The 21,597-nt window shown below is 43.9% G+C and carries 16 protein-coding genes; 5 read left to right on the top strand and 11 right to left on the bottom strand.

Features of this window, described 5'->3' with window-relative positions:
• Positions 1–33: 33 nt before the first annotated feature.
• The 6 genes from ACT3QR_RS12785 to ACT3QR_RS12760 all read right to left on the bottom strand — a co-directional run bounded on the left by ACT3QR_RS12785 (position 34) and on the right by ACT3QR_RS12760 (position 8,961).
• On the bottom strand, positions 34–1,281 hold the full coding sequence (locus ACT3QR_RS12785; RefSeq protein ID WP_444521709.1) for a PQQ-dependent sugar dehydrogenase: 1,248 nt from the start codon (positions 1,279–1,281) through the stop codon (positions 34–36).
• Positions 1,282–1,478: 197 nt separating this feature from the next.
• On the bottom strand, positions 1,479–4,076 hold the full coding sequence (clpB, locus tag ACT3QR_RS12780; RefSeq protein ID WP_444521708.1) for an ATP-dependent chaperone ClpB: 2,598 nt from the start codon (positions 4,074–4,076) through the stop codon (positions 1,479–1,481).
• Between the two features lie 298 nt (positions 4,077–4,374).
• Positions 4,375–4,956, bottom strand: a complete 582-nt coding sequence (locus ACT3QR_RS12775; RefSeq protein WP_444521707.1) for a L,D-transpeptidase family protein — start codon at positions 4,954–4,956, stop codon at positions 4,375–4,377.
• Between the two features lie 98 nt (positions 4,957–5,054).
• A complete protein-coding gene (locus ACT3QR_RS12770) occupies positions 5,055–5,849 on the bottom strand; it encodes an SDR family NAD(P)-dependent oxidoreductase (RefSeq protein ID WP_444521706.1) in 795 nt (264 codons plus the stop codon).
• Between the two features lie 71 nt (positions 5,850–5,920).
• Complete coding sequence (locus ACT3QR_RS12765) at positions 5,921–7,624, bottom strand: AMP-binding protein (protein ID WP_444521705.1); 1,704 nt, start codon at positions 7,622–7,624, stop codon at positions 5,921–5,923.
• A 206-nt stretch (positions 7,625–7,830) separates the two neighbouring features.
• Positions 7,831–8,961 (bottom strand): DNA topoisomerase IB, encoded by a 1,131-nt coding sequence (locus ACT3QR_RS12760; protein WP_444521704.1) that lies wholly within the window; start codon positions 8,959–8,961, stop codon positions 7,831–7,833.
• A gap of 180 nt (positions 8,962–9,141) precedes the next feature.
• Here ACT3QR_RS12760 and ACT3QR_RS12755 point away from each other — a divergent pair, with 180 nt between their 5' ends.
• Complete coding sequence (locus ACT3QR_RS12755) at positions 9,142–9,594, top strand: GNAT family N-acetyltransferase (RefSeq protein WP_444521703.1); 453 nt, start codon at positions 9,142–9,144, stop codon at positions 9,592–9,594.
• A 118-nt stretch (positions 9,595–9,712) separates the two neighbouring features.
• On the opposite strand, the gene ppnP is transcribed toward ACT3QR_RS12755, so the two are convergent.
• The 5 genes from ppnP to ACT3QR_RS12730 form a co-directional block, all read right to left on the bottom strand.
• The gene (gene ppnP, locus ACT3QR_RS12750) at positions 9,713–9,997 is read right to left on the bottom strand and encodes a pyrimidine/purine nucleoside phosphorylase (protein WP_057760713.1); all 285 of its coding nucleotides are present in this window, start codon (positions 9,995–9,997) and stop codon (positions 9,713–9,715) included.
• A gap of 44 nt (positions 9,998–10,041) precedes the next feature.
• Positions 10,042–11,137 (bottom strand): peptide chain release factor 2 gene (gene prfB, locus ACT3QR_RS12745; RefSeq protein ID WP_444521702.1). Its coding sequence is split into 2 segments (ribosomal slippage): positions 10,042–11,064 and positions 11,066–11,137, totalling 1,095 coding nucleotides; the frame shifts between segments, so codons are not numbered across the junction.
• A gap of 127 nt (positions 11,138–11,264) precedes the next feature.
• On the bottom strand, positions 11,265–11,957 hold the full coding sequence (locus ACT3QR_RS12740) for an HAD family hydrolase (RefSeq protein ID WP_444521701.1): 693 nt from the start codon (positions 11,955–11,957) through the stop codon (positions 11,265–11,267).
• A gap of 159 nt (positions 11,958–12,116) precedes the next feature.
• Entirely contained in the window at positions 12,117–12,653 is a 537-nt protein-coding gene (locus ACT3QR_RS12735) for a gamma carbonic anhydrase family protein (protein ID WP_444521700.1), read from the bottom strand.
• A gap of 137 nt (positions 12,654–12,790) precedes the next feature.
• Positions 12,791–14,098 carry an RNA-guided endonuclease InsQ/TnpB family protein gene (locus ACT3QR_RS12730; RefSeq protein ID WP_444521699.1) on the bottom strand — a complete coding sequence of 436 codons (1,308 nt, stop codon included), beginning with the start codon at positions 14,096–14,098 and terminating at the stop codon, positions 12,791–12,793.
• Between the two features lie 615 nt (positions 14,099–14,713).
• Here ACT3QR_RS12730 and carA point away from each other — a divergent pair.
• From carA to ACT3QR_RS12710, 4 genes are all read left to right on the top strand, one after another.
• Positions 14,714–15,955 carry a glutamine-hydrolyzing carbamoyl-phosphate synthase small subunit gene (gene carA, locus ACT3QR_RS12725; protein WP_444521698.1) on the top strand — a complete coding sequence of 414 codons (1,242 nt, stop codon included), beginning with the start codon at positions 14,714–14,716 and terminating at the stop codon, positions 15,953–15,955.
• Positions 15,956–16,113: 158 nt separating this feature from the next.
• Entirely contained in the window at positions 16,114–19,392 is a 3,279-nt protein-coding gene (carB, locus tag ACT3QR_RS12720; protein WP_444521697.1) for a carbamoyl-phosphate synthase large subunit, read from the top strand.
• A gap of 330 nt (positions 19,393–19,722) precedes the next feature.
• Positions 19,723–20,199 carry a transcription elongation factor GreA gene (greA, locus tag ACT3QR_RS12715; protein ID WP_444521696.1) on the top strand — a complete coding sequence of 159 codons (477 nt, stop codon included), beginning with the start codon at positions 19,723–19,725 and terminating at the stop codon, positions 20,197–20,199.
• A 471-nt stretch (positions 20,200–20,670) separates the two neighbouring features.
• Positions 20,671–21,561, top strand: coding sequence for a hypothetical protein (locus tag ACT3QR_RS12710; RefSeq protein ID WP_444521695.1), 891 nt, complete (start codon positions 20,671–20,673; stop codon positions 21,559–21,561).
• Positions 21,562–21,597 lie beyond the last annotated feature (36 nt).

The raw sequence follows: 21,597 nt of genomic DNA, 5'->3' as shown, positions 1-21,597 counted from the left end.
ACACACCTACATAAAAGTATCTTCAATTTGATGTTATTTAGGCAGTAATCTGAGTAATTTTGCATCATCACCGTCTTCAAGTGTCCACACTTGTCCGTCTACTGCTAACACACTACGTACACGCTCACCCATGTCATAGCGATAACGCTCAGCAGCGGTATTGTCTTTGCTTATGTCCACTACGACAAGTGCTTTAGATGATAGGCCACTGATAAGCGCATTGCCTTGCCAGCTAGGAAAGTCATTGTGATCACCTGCCGCATAGATACTCATGGCAGATGGTGATATGACAGGCGTCCAAGTGATTTTAGGTGCCGAAAACTCTGGCTTTGTATCATGATCAGGAATATCTAGACCTGAATAATTGCGTCCATTAGATACGACTGGCCAGCCGTAGTTATTGCCCTTTTTAATCATATTGAACTCATCACCGCCTTTTGGTCCCATCTCATTCACCCAAAGCTGTCCACTATCGTCAAACGCCATACCAAGCACATTGCGATGTCCGATGGTCCAAAACTGTTTGGCTATCTCATTGTCAGTAAATGGATTGTCTGTTGGGATAGATCCATCAGCATTTAGACGTATGACTTTACCTAAATTGGCACTCATATCTTGCGCTGGCGTTTTTTCTTGGCGCTCACCTGAGCTAATATATAGATAGCGCCCATCGGGTGAAAATAGCAAACGATGACTATAATGTCCCTGCCCTGTAACTTTCGGAGACTGCTGCCAAATAGGCGTTATGTTTTGCAACGTGGGTGTGGCTGTCTCCAATCCTGAGAGTGTCGCTTTGACAACTTTAGCACCAAATTTGTTACTATCACCTCCCGTTCCTGCTTCCGCATAGCTAAGGTAGACGGTATTAGAAGTCGCAAAATCTGGTGACACAATAATGTCTCCCAAGCCGCCTTGACCGCCATAAGCCACTTCAGGAACACCTTTGATTTCTATCTTGTTACCTGTCGCTGTATCTACGATGAATAGCTCACCTGTTTTTTGTGTTACCAGTAGTTTTGACTCTTCGCTATCAGTACTGGGTAACGCTGTCATAGCCCAAGGCTCATCAAAGGTTGCAACTGCTTTAGTCGTAAAGTCAGGCTTGCTAGTGTCTGTTTGGGCATCTGTGACTGAACCCTCTTGATAGCCTGTGGCAGTACTTTTGTTATTGCTAGAATTCACTGCTGAAGGATTGGAGCAAGCGGATGTGCTAAACAGCAACGCTGCAATGATTATCGGTGAAGTTAAGGGTGGGCTTATACGTTCGATACTGATTGTCATCGTTCTATTTCTCCATTCAGTTTATAGTGATACTACTAGCTATCCATTTAGTTATAGCATACTCATAGCTTTCAGACGGTAAAAAAACAGTAACACAAAGTACGCTACCTGAACAAAAAACCCCTTACCTACATTTGCAGATAAGGGGTTGAAGTTAAGAGTAACGCTAGATCATAAAGAGTAAAAAACTTGATTGATTAGCTCATTCTAAGCTTCTCAAAAGTTAACTTGTCATCTGCGCCTACATCGACTTTGATGATATCACCAGCGACAAAATCACCTGCCAATAGCTTCAATGACAATGGGTTTTCGATCTCTTGTTGAATGGCACGTTTTAGTGGACGCGCGCCATAGACAGGGTCGTAACCTACGGCAACCAATTTGCTCATCGCATCTGCTGATAGCTCAATATCCATCTCACGCTCTTGGATACGCTGGCGTAAGCGATCCAATTGAATATCAGCAATACCCGCCATCTGCGACATACCAAGTGGATGGAAGACAACGATTTCATCAATGCGGTTGACAAACTCTGGACGGAAATGCTGCCCAACAGAGTCCATTACTTCTGCCTTAATATCATCATAGCTTTCACCCACCATCTCTTGAATCTTATGCGAACCCAAGTTACTGGTCATAATAATCACAGTGTTTTTGAAATCTACTACCCGACCTTGCGAATCCGTTAAACGACCATCGTCCAATACTTGCAGTAAGATATTGAACACATCAGGATGTGCCTTTTCCACTTCGTCGAATAATATGACACTATATGGCTTGCGGCGTACCGCTTCAGTCAATGTACCACCTTCTTCGTAGCCCACGTATCCTGGAGGTGCACCGACTAAACGGCTGACACTGTGCTTCTCCATATACTCACTCATATCGATACGTACAATCGCATCTTCAGAGTCAAACAAGAAGTTTGCTAGTGACTTAGTCAGCTCTGTTTTACCAACACCGGTAGGCCCCAAGAATAAGAACGAACCAGAAGGACGATTGGGATCAGACAGACCTGCGCGGCTACGACGTACCGCATTGGCCACCGACTGTACCGCTTCGTCTTGACCAATCACACGCTCATGGAGTTTTTCTTCCATTGCGACCATCTTATCGCGCTCGCCTTGCATCATTTTGCTGACTGGAATACCAGTCGCGGCTGCAACCACCTCTGCAATCTCATTATCTGTGACCTTATTACGTAGTAACTTCACACCGCTACCTTCCACTGTCTGCTCTTTTTGCTCAGCCAAATCAGACTCATTAATGCGTCGTTCTAACTGTGGAATGGTTTCGTATTGCAGCTTACTCATGGTCTCATAGTCACCTTCGCGGCTGGCTTTGTCGTAGGCAATACGGGCTTTATCCAGCTCGTCTTTTAGCTGTTGACTGCCTTTGACCAATGCTTTCTCTGCCTGCCACACTTCATTGAGATCAGCATATTCTTTTTCTAACTCTGCTATTTGCGCATCCAGTACTTTACGCTCGGCCTGCGCGCCAGCATCTTCTTCATTTTTGAGTACTTCGCGCTGCATTTTTAGCTGAATCAAGCGGCTATCAAGCTTACCTAGTGACTCAGGCTTGCTGTCCATCTCCATCCGCAGACGACTGGCCGCTTCGTCAATCAGATCAATCGCCTTGTCTGGTAGCTTGCGATCCGTGATATAGCGATGACTCATGCGCGCAGCAGCGATGATGGCACTGTCTTGAATATCGACGCCATGGTGCAGCTCGTAACGCTCTTTTAAGCCGCGTAATATCGCGATGGTGTCTTCAACTGTTGGCTCATCGACTAAGACTTTTTGGAAACGACGCTCAAGCGCAGCATCTTTTTCGATGTACTTACGATATTCATCAAGCGTCGTTGCCCCGACACAATGCAGCTCGCCACGTGCTAGCGCAGGTTTTAGCATATTACCCGCATCCATTGCACCGTCTGATTTACCTGCACCAACCATCGTATGCAGCTCATCGATGAATAAGATGACATTGCCTTCTTGCTTAGCCAGATCGCTCAACACGCCTTTGAGGCGCTCTTCAAACTCACCGCGGAATTTCGCCCCTGCGATTAATGCACCTAAATCTAACGACAGCACTTCTTTGCGGCGTAGACCTTCTGGCACATCACCATTGATGATTTTCTGTGCTAAACCTTCAACGATAGCTGTCTTACCCACACCCGGCTCACCGATAAGTACAGGATTGTTTTTGGTACGGCGTGATAGCACTTGAATGGTACGGCGAATCTCTTCGTCACGGCCAATGACGGGATCGAGCTTGCCAAGCTCTGCTTGCTCAGTCAAATTAATCGTGTATTTATTGAGTGCATCACGCTGGTCTTCAGCGTTTTGGTTATTGACGGTATCATCGCCGCGTAATTGCTCAATCACCGTTTTTAGTTTACTGGCTGTTACGCCTGCGCTTTCAAATATCTTTTTGGTTTCGCCCTGCTCAGCGAGTGCCAACATCACCCATTCCGTCGCGATAAAATCATCGCCTTCTTTTTGCGCCTGACGATCGGCCAAGTTTAAGATTTTTACCGAGTTTGGGTTTAGGTTGACTTCACCTGTTGGCTCCGAAATCGTTGCTTGATTATCCAATGCCTTTGCAACGCCATTTTTTAACGCTGGAATTGAAGCATCTGCTTGCTGGCAGATGGACAAATTAGACTCATCCTGTAGCAACACGGCAAGCAAATGCACAGGATCGATGCCTGTATGATCGCGTCCTAATGCTAGGCTTTGTGCTTCTTGAATGGCTGACTGCAGTTTTTGAGTAAATTTCTCAAATCTCATGTCTATATCCTTTTATAATTGGTGTTTTCAGTCGTCGCTCTAGACGCTAGCGCCCACTGTTATCTGTCACTTATATAAGGTATATATACATTTATTTCAAGACGATTACCAATAAAACCTTACTTAAAACAATGATATTTATTGTTAATATTAATTAAAGGAGTTATTAATACTAACTAACTCTATCTGAAATATAAGTTATGTTGTTTTATTGGAGAGGATACAGCATAGATATTTGTTAAATACGGTAATAAGTTACGTATCTATTTAGCATAGACCTAATCATAATCGGACTATGCTACTCTACGATGTCAATAGGAATGCCAATCGTCACGGCTGCCATAATAGTATCCATCTCATCATTGGTAACTGCGATACAACCATCTGTCCAATTACGCTGCTGGTTCAGCCAACCCAAATGTCCAAAGCCATTCATTTGTCCATGAATCATGATATCGCCACCTGGGCTGACACCCAATGACTTCGCTCGCGCCTTATCTTCAGTATTCGGATAACTAATATGGATAGAACGATGCGCAATAGAGTTCTCGTTTTTATAATCTAATGTATAAACACCAACTGGTGTACGCTGATCGCCCTCTTGCTGCTTATGACCAGCCGGGCTATCTCCAAGCGCAATACGATATGACCGTATAACTTTGCCATGGCTCATGAGCTGCAATACACGGTCTGATTTATCGACGAAGACTCGATCAATCACTATAGAAGGAGGAATTGGATTTTTGTTTTCTGAAGTGGTTTTGACATAAGCGATAGCACTGGTGCTCACACATACAGCAAGGCTAAGACTGATGAATGTAAGCAACCTGTAGGTACGCGGCTTATCTAGCTGATGAGGTTTTTTGCAAAAAAATGACACGAAACTTAATCCTTATTATTAACTCTCAAAAACGATTAATAATACTGTATCAAAGAATCATGCCAATTTTTGTGCAAGAATGATGAAAATTACGTGGACTACACCATACGAATCGCACCGTCTAAGCGGATGACTTCACCATTCAGATAAGCGTTATCGATGATATGGGTCACCAATTTAGCAAACTCATTGGGCGCGCCTAAACGTTTAGGGTATGGCACACCTGCCTCTAGCTGTTCGCGTGCCTTTTCAGGAATGGTATCCATCATTGGTGTGGCAAAAACCCCCGGGGCTATCGTCATGACACGAATACCGTGACGTGCCAGCTCACGAGCAAGTGGCAAAGTCAGACCGACCACGCCTGCCTTAGACGATGAATAGCTGGCTTGACCTACTTGACCATCAAAGGCTGCAATAGATGCCGTATTGATAATAATACCTTGATCTACGTTCTTTTCTTCATTGCTTTTTTCTACAGTGCTGCCACTGGCTATACGCTTGGCAATGCTCGCTGCGACCAAACGTGCAACATTAAATGAACCGACCAGATTAATATTGACCCCGCGACTAAACGATTCAAGATCTGCTGGATTGTTGTCACGGTCTAGCAGCTTCTGTACTACTGCGATACCTGCACAGTTGACTGAGCCTTGTAGGCTACCAAAAGCTTCTTCGGCCATCTCAACCGCTGATTGTACTTCATCGCCATTAGTAATATCACAGCGTACAAAGCGTGTACTATCACCAAGTTCAGCGACTAGTGCTTGCCCAGCGGTTTCATTTAGATCGGCAATAACGACATTACCACCTTGATCTACAATCGCACGAGCCACCGACTCACCCAAACCTGATGCACCGCCTGTGACCAAAAAGCTATTTTGTTTAACTTGCATGATTATCCCTTTCAGTTTTTACTTTTTATTAGATATTTTTTATTCAACCTATAAACGCTTTACCAACTTTTTTATGCAGCAGACAGACTACGCAGCAAAAAGCGTTGAATCTTACCACTTGGCGTTTTTGGTAGCTCTGTCACAAACTCAATCTCACGCGGATAGGCATGAGTTGATAGACGTTTGCGTACCAGCTCTTGGATTTCTTTAGCAATCTGCTCACTGCCTTTGATACCGTCTTTTAGCACCACATAAGATTTGATAGTGTGACCGCGCACTTCGTCTGGCACGCCTACCGCTGCAGACTCTGCAACGGCCTCATGCTCTAATACAGTGTTTTCAACATCAGTGGGACCTACGCGGTAACCTGCAGTAATGATAATGTCATCATCACGGCCTGAAAACCAGTAACTGCCGTCACTATGACGTTCAACCACGTCTCCTGTCAGATAGTAATCATCTACAAAGGCTTGTTTTTCATTCCAGCTATAACCACGGAAATAAAACGCAGGTGACTGGCTGACCACGACTGCTAGCTGTCCTTGCTCACCATCTGGTAGCACATTCATATCATCATCTAGTACCACTAGCGTATGGCCTGGTAGCGCCATACCCATCGAGCCAACAGGACAGTCATGCGCTAGTGCATGATGTGCACAGCAAGTCATGCCGGTCTCTGTTTGCCCATATTGATCTTTTACCTGACAAGCTAAATACGTCTCGACCCAGTTGACCACCTCGGTATTCAATGTCTCCCCTGCCGAGTTGGCACAGCGAAGAGACAGTTTGGTATTAGTGTCATTATGAGCGTCTTCAAACACGCCGCTAGATTTCATCATACGAAATGCCGTTGGTGAAGATGCCAAATTGGTAATCTTGTGACGTACCATGAAATCACGGGTATTGTTCGCATCAAACCCTGCTTCATTAAAATAAGTAGTGACGCCTAATAGTAGCGGTCCTGTAATGGCATAGTACAAACCATATGCCCAGCCTGGATCCGCCATGTTCCAATACTGATCATCTTCGCGTAGGTCGATGGCATAACGCATATATAAATAGAAAGCCGGTAACGCAGCTAATGGAACACTGACGCCTTTTGATTTACCAACCGTACCTGAGGTGAACATCTGCAAAAATGGTGCGTCCGTATCAAGCGTGACTGGCTCTATCGTCTGCGGCTGTGCTGCCATAGACTGAGTATAGTGGTCATCACCCCACGTCTGAGCATCATCAGGACTGCCAACCAATACCATCTTAGTTTGCGCGGCTAAGTCTTCAAACTTACTGCGGTTTTCTAGATTGGTGAAAACAACTTTGGTGTCGGCTTTGTCCATACGGTATTTGATTGAATCATAGCCAAAAGCAGTAAATAGTGGCTGATATACCGCTCCGATACGCCATGTTGCCAATACAACAGTAAGTAGCTCAGGCGTACGCGGTAGCATAGTCGCTACTTTGTCTCCTGCTTTTACGCCATACGACTGTAATAAGTTGGCGACCTGCGCGCTTGCTTTATCAAGTTCACCAAAGCTCATGCGCGTTATATTGCCTGAGGTATCTTCATGTACTAACGCAGGATGGTCAGCGCGGCCATCACGTACATGACGACCACAGCAAGCCATATAAGCATTTAAACGATCATCCACATGCTCGCCAAATATTTCTGACAGCAGTGTATTCATTTCAAAATGATTATAGTAATCGGTATAGTTTTTTGGTGTGATGGTAGTATCTATATCAATATTCGTCGGGGTTTGAGTGGTGGTGTTCATAAGCTAATCCTTTAGCAATAGCAGGTAACTGGTAAAATGGTATTTATGATTGAAAAACGGTCACATCCTATAGACCATTTCATATGTTCGTATTTATCATGCTCTATTAGTAACGCATTTTTATACTTATTTCAATACATAATGTATCATTTTTATTTTATGATAATAGAGATATCCTACTACTATTGCTATATAAAACCTCACACCTAAACATCAGCCCTTAAGAATCCTAATAACGCTTTCTCTTCACAGCTTTGGTATTGTTTGGTTCGTCCACGGCGTGCTTGTTTGTAAGCCTCAAAAAACTGCCCTGCCAAAAAACGCTCAATGACAATAGGATGAATATAAGAGGCGCGGCATACAGTTGGCGTATTACCCAGCTCTGCTGCCACACTTTTTACCATATCAGTGACTAATTGCTGTCGCTCATCACTTTTTGGTGCACTATCTAGTATGCTAGCGCCTGCAGACGTTTGTAGCTCGTCATATAGATAGCTTGCCGCAAGCACACTTGCCATCCACGTGCGAAAATCCTTTGCACTGTATAGCTTGCTCTCACAATCCATGCCGCACGTATGCATTCGCAAGTAGTCGTTGATGTCGCTACTGTCAACGACTTGTTTGTGCCCTTTGTCATCTAAATATTTGAATATCTGATAGCCTGGCAACTCAGAACAGGCTTGTACGATATCAATCAATCGCTCATCTTGTAGCTCAATATGATGCTCTTTGGCACTCTTTCCAACGAAATCAAACGCCAGTCCATTGTCCGTTTCACTAACATGCTTACTACGTAGCGTACTCAGACCATAGCTTTTATTGAGCTTGGCATAACGGCTATTACCCACACGGATTAAGGTGGTTTCTAGCAACTTAACGACGGCAGCGAGTACATTGGTACGTGACAATGACTCTGCTTCTAAATCTGCCTCGACTTGCGCACGCAGATTGGGCAGCGCCTCTGCAAATCCAATCATTGCATCAAACTTTGCTTGGTCGCGGATATTGTTCCATGATGGATGATATAAGTATTGCTTACGCGATTTTTCGTCTCGTCCTGTCGATTGCAAATGACCTCTTTCATCTTGGCATATCCATACTTCTGACCACATGGGTGGTATCACTAATGCATCAAAGCGCTGACGCAATGCTTTGTCTTTTACCGTGTTGCCCGTTGCATCACGATAAGTAAAGCCACGACCCCAACGTCTACGCTCGTAACCTGGCTCATCATCACTCACATAACGCAAATTAGCTCGGCGCGCGAGGTGCTCATAATCATGACGCACGTCTTTGGTCATTGTCTGCTGGCTTGTCTTTATTGTTGCCTTTGTCATAAACCTATATACCTTTGAGAATTCATGGTTTTAGCATAATTAATGACGGTAGTTTTTGCTGTTTGCTTGGCGCAGAGAATGTGTAAGGCTGTGTAAAATAAAGCGGATGTCAGGGTACTTAATTGTAGAGTTTTAGGGCATAATTCAGTGACTATCAAAACTTAAGTTGAATAAAAAATAATGAAAAACACTTCTATCAAAATAGCACCACTCTCTAAAACCGACTATGACTTTTGGTTGGTATTATGGCAAGACTATTTAAGCTTTTATGAGACGGCCTTACCACTTAGCGTCATAGAGGCAACATGGCGTAATATTTTAGATGATAACGTGGCAATTTATGGATTTGGCGCGTGGGAACGTGATGTGCTCGTAGGCTTCACACATGTGGTACTACACCCCAATACTTGGAACACTACTGACTGTTGCTATTTAGAAGATCTATACGTGAGTGAAGATGTGCGCGGTCAAGGCGTTGGACGTGCGTTAATCGAACAGGTTTATGCTTTTGCCAATGAGAAAGACTGCAACCGTGTCTATTGGGTAACGCAGGAAGATAATACATCTGCACGTAAGCTATACGACGACATCGCCAGCTTGACCGATATGGTGCAATACCGTAAGAATTTATAAATCGTACTTGTTTGTTTTGTCCTTTGAAGTTAGCTCAGAAATATCACACGCATAAAAAAACGCTAAGCATTTTATGCTTAGCGTTAATTGTTCTAATACTGATATATCTTAACAATCGTTATTTACCATATACACATAGATAAGCAGTTTCAACATCTACTTTTACTTGAAACTTTTGATTGGCTTCAACGGTAAACTGCTCGCCAGCGTTAAACGTTTGCCACTCATCACTCTCTGGTAGCTTGACAGTCAATGCACCACTCACCACACTCATGGTCTCAAATTCGCTAGTACCAAACTCATACTCACCAATTTCCATGACACCGACAGTCGCAGGCTTGGTCGCTGTTTGAAAGGCAATAGAAGTTACTTTGTCATCAAAATAATTATTAACGCTTGGCATAATTTTCCTTAATTAAATATTGGTTACTATTTTAAAATGGCTGCTTACAACCCTGCTTTTAGACTCGCTTCGATAAACTGATCGAGGTCACCATCTAGCACAGCACCCGTGTTAAAAGTTTCAACGCCCGTGCGTAAGTCCTTGATACGTGAGTCGTCAAGCACGTACGAGCGGATTTGACTGCCCCAGCCAACGTCAGACTTACCGTCTTCGACCGCTTGCTGTGACTCCATACGTTTTTGCATCTCAAGCTCATAGAGCTTAGCACGCAGCATTTTCATCGCCGTGGCTTTGTTACCATGTTGACTACGCTCATTCTGACACGTCACTACCACGCCCGATGGCTCATGGGTAATACGTACCGCAGAATCTGTCGTGTTTACATGCTGACCACCCGCGCCCGAAGAGCGATAAGTATCGATACGCAAATCTGCTGGATTGATATCAATCTCTACATTATCGTCAATCTCAGGCGAGACAAACACCGCTGCAAACGAGGTATGACGTCCGTTATTACTATCAAATGGTGACTTACGTACCAAACGGTGGACGCCAATCTCGGTGCGTAACCAACCGAACGCATAGTCACCTTTGATCTCAATGGTTGCCGACTTAATGCCAGCGACACTACCTGATGACACTTCAATCACGTCCACTTTGAAACCATGAGCTTCTGCCCAGCGTGTGTACATGCGTAGCAACATCTCAGCCCAATCTTGCGCTTCAGTACCACCGCTACCTGACTGAATATCTAGGTAGCAGTTGTTTGGATCCATCTCACCGCTAAACATTCGGCGGAATTCTAAATCAGCAACGCGTTGCTCTGCGCTATCTAGCTCGCTCTGCACGTCAGCTAGCAATGACTCATCTTCTGCTTCAACTGCCAACTCTAGCATAGCAGACGCATCTTCTAATGTGGTTTCAAGAGAGACCACCACATCGATGACACCATCAAGATGACTTTTTTCTTTATTAATTTTGGTCGCGCGCTCTGGATCGTTCCATAGCTCGGGGTTTTCTAATTCTAAATCGACTTCTTCTAAGCGTTCTTGCTTACCATCGAAGTCAAAGATACCTCCGCAAGTCCTGCCCACGCTCTGATAAGTCTTTGATCTGTTCTTGATACGGATTGATTTCCATGAATATTCCTGTTTTCTAATAAAAATAAATAACGAATACGGCGCTATTTTAAATGAGATTGAGCATAAATGGTTCGCTAATTATCACTATTGCTAATGTTGCTACTCTTACTGGATTGGAAAGCTTGTTAGATTGACCAATCTTCTACGGCCCAGCGATGCGCCAAGGCGTGCGCATGTAACACTTCATCAGGTGACACACAAACGGCCACATCAGCCCATTCTAGTAGCGGAATGTCATTTTTGGAATCAGAATACGCGTATGTTTTTTCGAACGTTATACCAGCTGTTTGCTGTTTACTCAGCCATTTGTCTAGATGGTATATCTTGCCCGCCTGAAAATTTGGCTTATCGATGAGCTTGCCTGTATAGCGATTGTCTTTAATCTCGAGTGGCGTCGCCAACACATTAGCAGCTTCAATACCAAAACGCTTAGCAATGGCGGATACCACAAAATCATTAGTCGCAGAAATAATCACCACGTCATGACCTTGCTCAATGTGTTGACACAGTGCTTCCATCGCTTTTGGGCGAATATGTGGCTCGATTTCGCTTTTGATATAGTCTTCTCTTAGCTCATCAAGTCGATCAAGCGGTAGACTGCTTAAAAACTGCGCGACGAATTCATTGTACTCTGTCGCGTCTAGCGTACCTTCAATATAGTCATTATAAAATTTCTGATTGGCAGTACGGTATTGTGCCTCGTCAACAAGGTCATGCTTTACGATATACTCACCCCAGAGATAATCGCTATCGACATCAAGTAATGTATGATCTAAATCAAATAATGCCAGTTGTTTTTGTGCTTGATTTGCCTGCATGGTGAGACCTTATCGTTGGTTGCGAAAAAATATGAATTGTTTAATAAAATTGGATACAGTTATCTACTAGGGCTGAGCACAGCTCTTAAACAGCACAGCAATTAAATATTGCTCACACCTTGTAATATATCCATTTGGAATTGCTTCAACTATTGACCTTTAGTCAGGCATCGCTATTTCTGTCAAGCCTGTTTTGAATTTCTGGCAACGCTCAGCATAATGTAGCGCTGACATTTTTAGCATGGCAGCTTGCTCATCTGTCAGTGTCTTGACCACTTTTGCAGGCGCGCCCATCACTAGAGAGTTATCAGGAATAACCTGACCTTCAGTAATTAATGCTTTTGCCCCTATCAGGCAGTTTTTACCTATTTTGGCATTATTGAGCACCACAGCACCTATACCAATCAAGCTGTTATCACCGACTTCACAGCCGTGTAACATAGCCAAATGGCCGATAGTCACGTAATTACCAATAGTCACTTTGATACCTGCATCAGTGTGAATCACGCTGTTTTCTTGCACGTTACTATAGTCGCCGATATGGATACGATCGTTATCACCGCGTATCACTGCACCAAACCAAATATTGGCTTGATGGCCTAAATATACATCGCCCATCACTTGCGCTGAATCTGCTACCCAACCGTTGAACGGTACGGCGAATTCAGGGGTTTTGTCTAAATACTGATAAATCATAACGACTCCTTGTTTAATCAATCCTATAGAGATTAGATATATTGTTAAACGTGCTTTGCCTATTGTTTAACTACTATTTTGACATACTCCCCCCACTTTCGCGAAGCTCAAGTGGGGGATTCTAAAAGCAAACACTCTTAGGCGACTTTCTCACGAAGGTCGCTTGTTTTCTGTTTCAACGGGCGACCTTTACTGCATCCTCCCTCCGCAGACAAAACGGCATGTCCTGCCGCTAATATGTTACGAGCCGCATTAAAATCAGCGTTCGTAACATACCTGCATTTGACGCACTCAAATTTTGCCTGAGTTTGTCTATTTTCTTTAGCAATATGCTGGCATTCAGAGCAGGTTTGGCTGGTGTAGCGTGGATTTACTTTAATCAGCAACCCACCGCGCCATTGCTGCTTGTACTCAAGCATATTGACCATCATGCCCCAGCCTTGATCTAAGATTGATTTGTTCAATCCTGACTTGGCTTTGACATTGCGACCTTTGTTTTCCATCGTACCACTGGCTGATTTCGACATATTAGTGACCTTTAAATCCTCACAAGCAATCATGGCGTGGTTTTTGCTGATGCTGGTGGTGATTTTATGTAAATGGTCATGGCGAATGTTAGCGATATGATGGTGGAGTTTTTGAATCTTACGGTTTTGCTTTTTCCAGTTTTCACTGAACTTTACTTTTTTCGCCAACCCACGTTGCAGCTTGGCAAGTTTAATTTGATTGTCTTTAAAGCTATTCTTAGGTTTGATATATTCACCGTTTGAGGTGGTGAGTAGTTTACTGATACCCATGTCCAAGCCAATAGCGCTTTTAGAGGGGTGACGAGGGTTCTCAGTCAGTTCACGTTCTGTGCCAAAGGACACGTACCAGTGCCCTGATTTCTTGCTGATGGTGACATTTTTAATTGTGCCAATAATATCTTGCGATTTTCTAAACCTCACCAAACCAATGCCATTCGGCAGTTTTACTCGATTACCCTCAACACGGCAGTATTTATCAAACTGAACCAAGCGAATTGAGTCGCGCCCATCGGATTTGCGCTTAAATTTTGGCATCAACGGTCGTCGTTGAATCTCTGTGCCATCAGCCAGTTTAAAAAACTTCGGCTTGCGCGGTTTCTTTTTATTTTCTTTCAATCTGGCATGTACTTTAGGATCAAAGAAACGTGACCAAGCCGATGCCAGATCACGTACTTTTTGTTGTAAAGAGACAGCGTTTGAACTGCTTTTTAAGAACTCAAAATCAGGATTATCCTTTAGATCCATGATTTTATTAACAAGGTTGGTGGCGTTGATAAACTCACCTTTAGCAAACATCTCAAATGAGATTGCCAGCATTTGATTCCAAACAAAGCGCGCAGAGCCGACAAGATTATTTAAAATAATCTCCTGCCCTGCATTAGGCTCAAGCCTAAATTTATACGCTTTGTTGATTTTCATAACGCCCATTCATTTTATTTATTGTAGTGTCAGTTCTAAAATTTATGATAGCTTCTTTCAGTATATAGTTTTTATGTATATATAATAGATACTAAGCGAAATTCACCTCCACCCTGATGTCGGGTGGAGTCCTCTTTCGCTTTTTCTGATAATTATAAAAGTTGGGTCTAGCGCTGCGCTGTCCATTGTGGCAAAGCCAACTGCGAAAATCCAGCGCTATTAATATACGCTTGATATTGAATTTGGTAAAAGGGAAAGTAGTTTGTATTTACTTAGGCTATTTCTATCAGGTAGCTATTTTTATAAAGCCCTCATCATTAGCCAAGAAATGACTATTAATCCAGTGAATCGGCTAGCTATAAACGTCTATTTTGTATATAATACGCAAAATCTGTGCCTAAGCGAGCGGACATGATGCAAGTTACCTATTCACTATCTAGTGGGTTTTGTAGTTTCCATCAATAATGTCTTCTCGCTTTTTTGTGGAAAATTTTTGTGTATCGCCCTTTCTTTACTTTTATATGACAGCAGTCAAATGCCGTAAATAAAAGGATACGGAGCAATTTTAGACCAACAAAACATGATGGCACTCACCAATAACAGCGGAGGCAATCCTTGAATTCATCGGCAGAAATACAAGCAATTTTGGCACTAGCAGACGGTACAATTTTTCGCGGTGTGAGTATCGGCAGCTTAGGTCATCGTATTGGTGAAGTGGTATTTAACACAGCCATGACAGGGTATCAAGAAATCCTAACCGATCCTAGTTATGCCCGCCAGCTGGTGACTTTGACTTATCCTCACATCGGTAATACAGGCACCAACAGCGAGGACACAGAATCTGGCAACGGTCACAAAGTATGGGCAGACGGTCTTATTATCCGTGACGCCACCATGGCAACCTCTAACTTCCGTAATTCTGAATCACTCAGCGACTACTTACAACGTAACGAAACAGTAGCTATCGCTGAAATTGATACGCGTCAGTTGACTCGCCTATTACGTGATAAAGGCGCTCAAAACGGTTGTATCATGACCGCTTCAAAAGGTGAGACTATCAGTAGCGACGATGAGCAAAAAGCGATTGAGCTGGCACAAGGATTTGCAGGCCTAAAGGGCATGGACTTAGCAAAAGAATGCTGCACGACAGAAAACTTTGAATGGACAGCTGGTACATGGGATTTGTCAGACACTCTACTTAACCGTGACATCCCTGGTAGCCATGATAGCGGTACTGGCGGCTTCTTTAAGCAACTCGGCACTCACATCGATGCTAAATACAACGTTGTCGCTTATGACTTCGGTAGTAAAACCAATATCTTACGCATGCTCGTCGACCGCGGTTGTCACGTAACTGTCGTGCCAGCGCAGACTCCTATCGCAGACGTACTAGCATTGAACCCAGATGGCATCTTCTTATCAAACGGCCCTGGCGATCCTGCAGCCTGTGATTACGCAATCGATGCGGTACGTCACATCATTGAACAAACTGACGTACCAACCTTTGGTATCTGCTTAGGCCATCAGCTGATTGGTCTGGCTAGCGGTGCAAATACTATCAAAATGAAAACTGGCCATCATGGTGCCAACCATCCAGTACAGGATTTGGCGACTGGCACGGTAATGATTACCAGTCAAAACCATGGTTTTGCGGTTGATGAAGACACGCTACCTGACAACGTTAAATCGACTCATCGCTCATTATTCGATGGTACTAACCAAGGTATCGAGCTGACCAATAAGCCAGTATTTAGCTTCCAAGGTCACCCAGAAGCCAGCCCAGGCCCACATGACTGCGCGCCATTATTTGATAAGTTTGCGGAAATGATGGAACAGTCTAAAACTGCCCAAGCTTAAACGGTCGATTATAATTACATAATAAGTAAAAGCTTGAATCGCCCATAGCGGTTCAGGCGGTCTTAAATACAGTAAAACACGGTAAGTATAAAACGCCATGAGCGTTATCAAAAATAAAGATTACTCAAATTATCACCCAAACGAAGGTAGCTCTAACTATGCCAAAACGTACCGACATAAAAAGCATTCTTATCATTGGCGCAGGCCCCATCGTCATCGGCCAAGCATGTGAGTTTGACTATTCAGGCGCACAGGCGTGTAAAGCACTAAAAGAAGAAGGCTACCGCGTCATCTTGGTCAACTCAAACCCTGCGACCATTATGACTGACCCTGTCATGGCGGATGCCACCTATATCGAGCCGATTACTTGGCAGACCGTTGAGCAAATCATTGCCAAAGAGCGTCCTGACGCAATCCTACCAACGATGGGCGGACAGACTGCACTAAATTGTGCGCTAGATTTAGACAAGCATGGCGTACTGACCAAATATAGCTGTGAGCTGATTGGCGCGACCAAAGACTCAATCGAGATGGCAGAAGATCGCGACTTATTTGACAAAGCGATGAAGCGTATCGGCCTTGAATGCCCGCGTGCTGAAACTGCTGAAACTATGGAAGAAGCCTTTGCTACTCAAGAAAAAATGGGCTATCCATGTATCATTCGTCCATCATTCACCATGGGCGGTTCAGGTGGCGGTATCGCGTATAACCGCGATGAGTTCATTGAAATCTGTGAGCGCGGTTTTGACTTGTCTCCAAACCATCAATTGCTTATCGATGAGTCACTCATTGGTTGGAAAGAATATGAGATGGAAGTGGTTCGTGACAAAAACGACAACTGCATCATCATCTGTGCCATCGAAAACTTTGACCCAATGGGTGTGCATACAGGCGACTCAATCACTGTTGCACCAGCGCAGACTTTGACTGATAAAGAATATCAAATCATGCGTAACGCATCACTCGCGGTATTGCGTGAAATTGGTGTGGAAACGGGCGGATCAAACGTACAGTTCGGTATCAACCCTGATACCGGCCGTATGGTCGTCATTGAGATGAACCCACGTGTATCGCGCTCATCTGCCCTCGCTTCAAAAGCCACTGGTTTCCCGATTGCCAAAATCGCAGCAAAACTAGCGATTGGTTATACCTTAGATGAATTGCAAAATGACATCACAGGTGGTAAAACGCCAGCCAGTTTTGAGCCTGCGCTTGATTATGTCGTGACCAAGATACCAAGATTTAACTTTGAAAAATTCCCACAAGCAGACAACATCTTATCGACTCAGATGAAGTCAGTTGGTGAAGTGATGGCGATTGGTCGTAACTTCCAAGAGTCTATGCAAAAAGCACTACGCGGTATGGAAACAGGCGCGGATGGCTTCGATGAGCAGATTGATTTTGCTGCTATTAAAGACGGTAAGCTGAGTACTGAAAAAGCGCGTAGCGAAATTATCAACCGTTTAACGATTCCAACTCCTGAGCGTATCTACTACGTCGCTGATGCGTTTCGCATTGGTATGAGCGTCGATGAGGTGTTTAACTTCACCAAAATTGACCCATGGTTCTTGGTACAAATCGAAGATATCGTTAAAACAGAAACTACTGTTAAATCACTTGGCTTTGGTGGCTTGACTGAAAATAATTTACGTAGCTTCAAACGTAAAGGCTTATCTGATTTACGTCTTGCTAAATTGCTTGGTGTTTCACAAAAGCAGCTACGCAAAAAGCGCTGGGACCTAAACGTTTATCCAGTCTATAAGCGTGTCGATACCTGTGCTGCTGAGTTTGCGACTAGCACGGCTTATATGTACTCAACGTACGATAGCGAGTGTGAAGCCAACCCAACAGACAAAAAGAAAATTATGGTGATCGGTGGCGGTCCTAACCGTATCGGCCAAGGTATCGAGTTTGATTACTGCTGTGTGCATGCAGCGCTTGCCATGCGTGAAGATGGTTACGAGACCATCATGGTCAACTGTAACCCTGAAACGGTTTCAACCGACTATGACACTTCTGACCGCTTGTACTTTGAGCCGATCACATTAGAAGACGTGCTAGAGATCGTCCGTATCGAAAACCCTGATGGCGTGATTGTACAGTTTGGTGGTCAAACGCCATTGAAACTGGCTCGCGCACTAGAGTCAGCAGGTGTTAAAATCATCGGCACCAGTCCAGACGCCATCGACCGTGCTGAAGACCGTGAGCGCTTCCAGCACATGATTCAACAGCTTAATTTAGTACAGCCGTCGAACGCATTAGCGACCAGCTTAGAAGATGGCTTGGTTAAAGCAAAAGACGTAGGCTACCCATTGGTTGTACGTCCATCTTATGTATTGGGTGGTCGCGCGATGGAAATCGTCTATAACGAAGATGAGCTAAGACATTACCTACGTACTGCGGTACAAGCATCAAACGAAGCGCCTGTCCTACTAGATCGCTTCTTAGATGATGCTATCGAAGTCGATGTAGACTGTGTCTGTGATGGCACTGATGTGGTCATCGGCGGTATCATGCAACATATTGAACAGGCTGGTGTCCACTCAGGTGACTCAGCATGCTCACTACCACCATACTCATTGTCTAAAGAGCTATGTGATGTGATGCGTGCGCAGACGATCGCCATGGCAAAAGAGCTAGGCGTTGTCGGTCTAATGAATGTACAGTTCGCCGTAAAAGGCGAAACCGTATATATCTTAGAAGTGAACCCACGTGCTGCACGTACGGTACCGTTTGTTTCTAAGTGTATCGGTACGTCGTTAGCACAGGTTGCCGCTCGCTGTATGGCTGGTACTTCACTTAAAGACCAAGGCTTCACGACTGAAATTGTTCCAGTATTCTATGCGGTCAAAGAAGCGGTATTCCCATTCGCTAAGTTCCCAGGTGTTGATCCAATCTTAAGTCCTGAGATGAAATCAACAGGCGAAGTTATGGGCGTGGGCAAAACCTTTGGCGAAGCATTCTACAAGGCTATTATCGGTAGTAATGAGCGCCTGCCAGGTTTACCAACTGAAGGCGAGACAAAAACCGTCTTTATCTCAGTTCGTGATAGTGACAAAGCCCAAATCGCTCCAATTGCTCGTCAGCTTGCAGACTTTGGTTTCAAGATTGTCTCGACCACTGGCACGCAAAAAATACTGAGCGATGCTGGGATCGAAAGTCAGCAAATCAACAAGGTTACTGAAGGTCGCCCGCATATTGTTGATGCCTTGAAAAACGGCAAAATTGACCTTATCATTAATACTACTGAAGGTAAGCAGGCACAAGAGGATTCATTCTCTATTCGCCGTAGTGCGCTACAAGGTAAAGTATTCTACGTCACCACGTTGGGTGCCGCAGATGCCGTTTGCAAATCTTATGCGATTGACTTACCGTTTGATGTCTATAAGTTACAAGATTTACATGAGCAAGCAAAGTCTATTGACGTGGCTGAATAATTTCAGTAGATTAAGCATAACCGTTAAGCTTGCCTAAAAGCTCATTCAGATGTGGTTGTTTGCTTTAAATATAGCCAGCCATGCTTGAGGAACGATACCTTTACTGTGATAGACCTAAAAAGCATAGTGGCTAAATTGCGACTATGCTTTTTATTACGTAAGCTTAAGTACGTCTATGCTTGAATTGAGGTGAAATACACTCATAAATGATAGCCAACTTATTCATTACATTGTCTTGGTTATCACTCTTTTATATTTTATATCCATTGCAACAACACTGACACCATCTCATTATGAGGTGGTGTGGTGTTATTGGTTTAAGGAAAAAACATGCAACGTTACCCAATGACTCCGCAAGGACACGCAGCTTTAGAAGCCGAATTAAAACAGCTAAAAAGTGTCGACCGTCCACGCATCACAGCATCGATTGCTGAAGCACGCGAACATGGCGATTTGAAGGAAAATGCTGAATACCATGCTGCCCGTGAGCAACAGGGTTTTTGTGAAGCGCGTATTCGCGATATCGAAGCGAAACTTGGTGGCGCTCAAGTCATCGATCCTTCGACTCTACCACAAGAAGGCCGTATCGTTTTTGGCGTCAGTGTCGTGATCGAAAACATGGACACTGAAGAAGAAAAACAGTACAAAATCGTTGGCGATGATGAAGCTGACTTTAAAGCTGGCAAAATCTCAGTCAACTCACCAATCGCTCGTGGCCTGATTGGCAAGTTCGAAGGCGACGAAGTACGCATCGAAACACCAAAGGGCGTGGTTGAATACGAAGTCATGAAAGTGATCTACGGCTAATAGATAAACTGTGTTTTAATCTAAAAACTTAACGCCCTCAGTTAAAAATAGTTTGAGAAGTGACCTTTAGACAATAGCTTTTATTTCAACGGTTGCGATTGGCTACTTTGCCATTCAATTCCGTAGATAAAAGCGATAATACGCGTAAATAGTATTTACACTGTTTCGGTTACACAATGCTGCTTTTAACCATGATTTATTTTGGCGCATAATTATTTGAGTTTGTGTGTACAATAGCTTTAATATTAAGTCTATTCAGTAAGCAATATTTAAGATTGAATAACTTTTATACAAGTTATCACTGCTGCGCTTTCAATAAAAGTAATGATGACCTGATCGCAAACATAGGCTAATATCAGCACGACTACCCTCGTTATTTGGCATATTTTTTGGTGTCATTTAGCGGGGGTTTTGTTTGTCTAAGCATTACCTACTGTTGTATTACTGGCTACTATTTTTGAGGGAGTACTTATGATTACGAACGATAGTTTTCAAGCATCAGCTACTAAAACGACTATGGCAAAAAATGCAGCTATTTCTGCAATACTAACAGGTATCCTGTTAGCCGCCTCATCGGTCAATGCTGCCCCTGAGGTCGCCATTGGCTCATCTAACAGCGGTAGCACTACCGTGATCGAGCAATACTCTGATGGCAATACTGCTACTATTACGGCGACACCAGACGGTATCACTATGCAAAACGGCATGCCATACACGGTGACTCAGGTAAACGCTGTGCCACGCTATGTCGTACATCAGTCTTCTATTGTCCAAGGTACGGCGACCGTTACTAGCGTACCAGTGACCAATCGAACGACTAATCGCGTCACTAAAGTAGATGTGATTACCACGCCTGCCTGTAGTGTGGCACAAGTACTACCTGTCGCAACCAACGTCACCCCGCCAGTGATTATGCAGCAGCCAGTGACCAATCAAGTAACGACGAAAACAACTTTAGATACGTTGCAACTGTCCCCTACTTTTAGTACACCTGACGTAGTCAATGCCAACACTAAAGTCATGAAAATTCTAAAAAATGCTGATGGACGTGAAATTGCCGTTCCTGCCAATCATATTACCTCAGGCGATGTGATCGAGTATCACACCACGTATACCAATACCACGGCACAGCCGGTCAATGACATCAACGCCATGATCTCACTACCGAGTGGTGTCCAACTGGTCTCGTTAAATAGTCCCCTACCAACGTTTGCCACCACTGACGGTAACAGCTATCAAACTATTCAACAAATTGGCAATACGGTGGCCATACAAGAAAACTACTCTGATCTGAAATGGAACTTAGCAAACCTTAATGCCAATGATAGTCAAACCGTCGTAATACGTGTCAAGGTACAATAAAGCTGAGATTGCTGCGTATTATAATTCAATAGTTAT

The sequence above is a fragment of the Psychrobacter sp. AOP7-B1-25 genome (assembly GCF_052376195.1).
Lineage (GTDB): Bacteria > Pseudomonadota > Gammaproteobacteria > Pseudomonadales > Moraxellaceae > Psychrobacter.
This window is presented reverse-complemented; position numbering and strand designations above follow the sequence as displayed.

Coding starts and splice junctions, on each gene's coding strand:
- ACT3QR_RS12785 (WP_444521709.1), bottom strand. CDS start 1,281: ATGACAATCAGTATCGAACGTATAAGCCCACCCTTAACTTCACCGATA.
- clpB (WP_444521708.1), bottom strand. CDS start 4,076: ATGAGATTTGAGAAATTTACTCAAAAACTGCAGTCAGCCATTCAAGAA.
- ACT3QR_RS12770 (WP_444521706.1), bottom strand. CDS start 5,849: ATGCAAGTTAAACAAAATAGCTTTTTGGTCACAGGCGGTGCATCAGGT.
- ACT3QR_RS12765 (WP_444521705.1), bottom strand. CDS start 7,624: ATGAACACCACCACTCAAACCCCGACGAATATTGATATAGATACTACC.
- ACT3QR_RS12760 (WP_444521704.1), bottom strand. CDS start 8,961: ATGACAAAGGCAACAATAAAGACAAGCCAGCAGACAATGACCAAAGAC.
- ACT3QR_RS12755 (WP_444521703.1), top strand. CDS start 9,142: ATGAAAAACACTTCTATCAAAATAGCACCACTCTCTAAAACCGACTAT.
- ppnP (WP_057760713.1), bottom strand. CDS start 9,997: ATGCCAAGCGTTAATAATTATTTTGATGACAAAGTAACTTCTATTGCC.
- ACT3QR_RS12740 (WP_444521701.1), bottom strand. CDS start 11,957: ATGCAGGCAAATCAAGCACAAAAACAACTGGCATTATTTGATTTAGAT.
- ACT3QR_RS12735 (WP_444521700.1), bottom strand. CDS start 12,653: ATGATTTATCAGTATTTAGACAAAACCCCTGAATTCGCCGTACCGTTC.
- ACT3QR_RS12730 (WP_444521699.1), bottom strand. CDS start 14,098: ATGAAAATCAACAAAGCGTATAAATTTAGGCTTGAGCCTAATGCAGGG.
- carB (WP_444521697.1), top strand. CDS start 16,114: ATGCCAAAACGTACCGACATAAAAAGCATTCTTATCATTGGCGCAGGC.
- greA (WP_444521696.1), top strand. CDS start 19,723: ATGCAACGTTACCCAATGACTCCGCAAGGACACGCAGCTTTAGAAGCC.
- ACT3QR_RS12710 (WP_444521695.1), top strand. CDS start 20,671: ATGATTACGAACGATAGTTTTCAAGCATCAGCTACTAAAACGACTATG.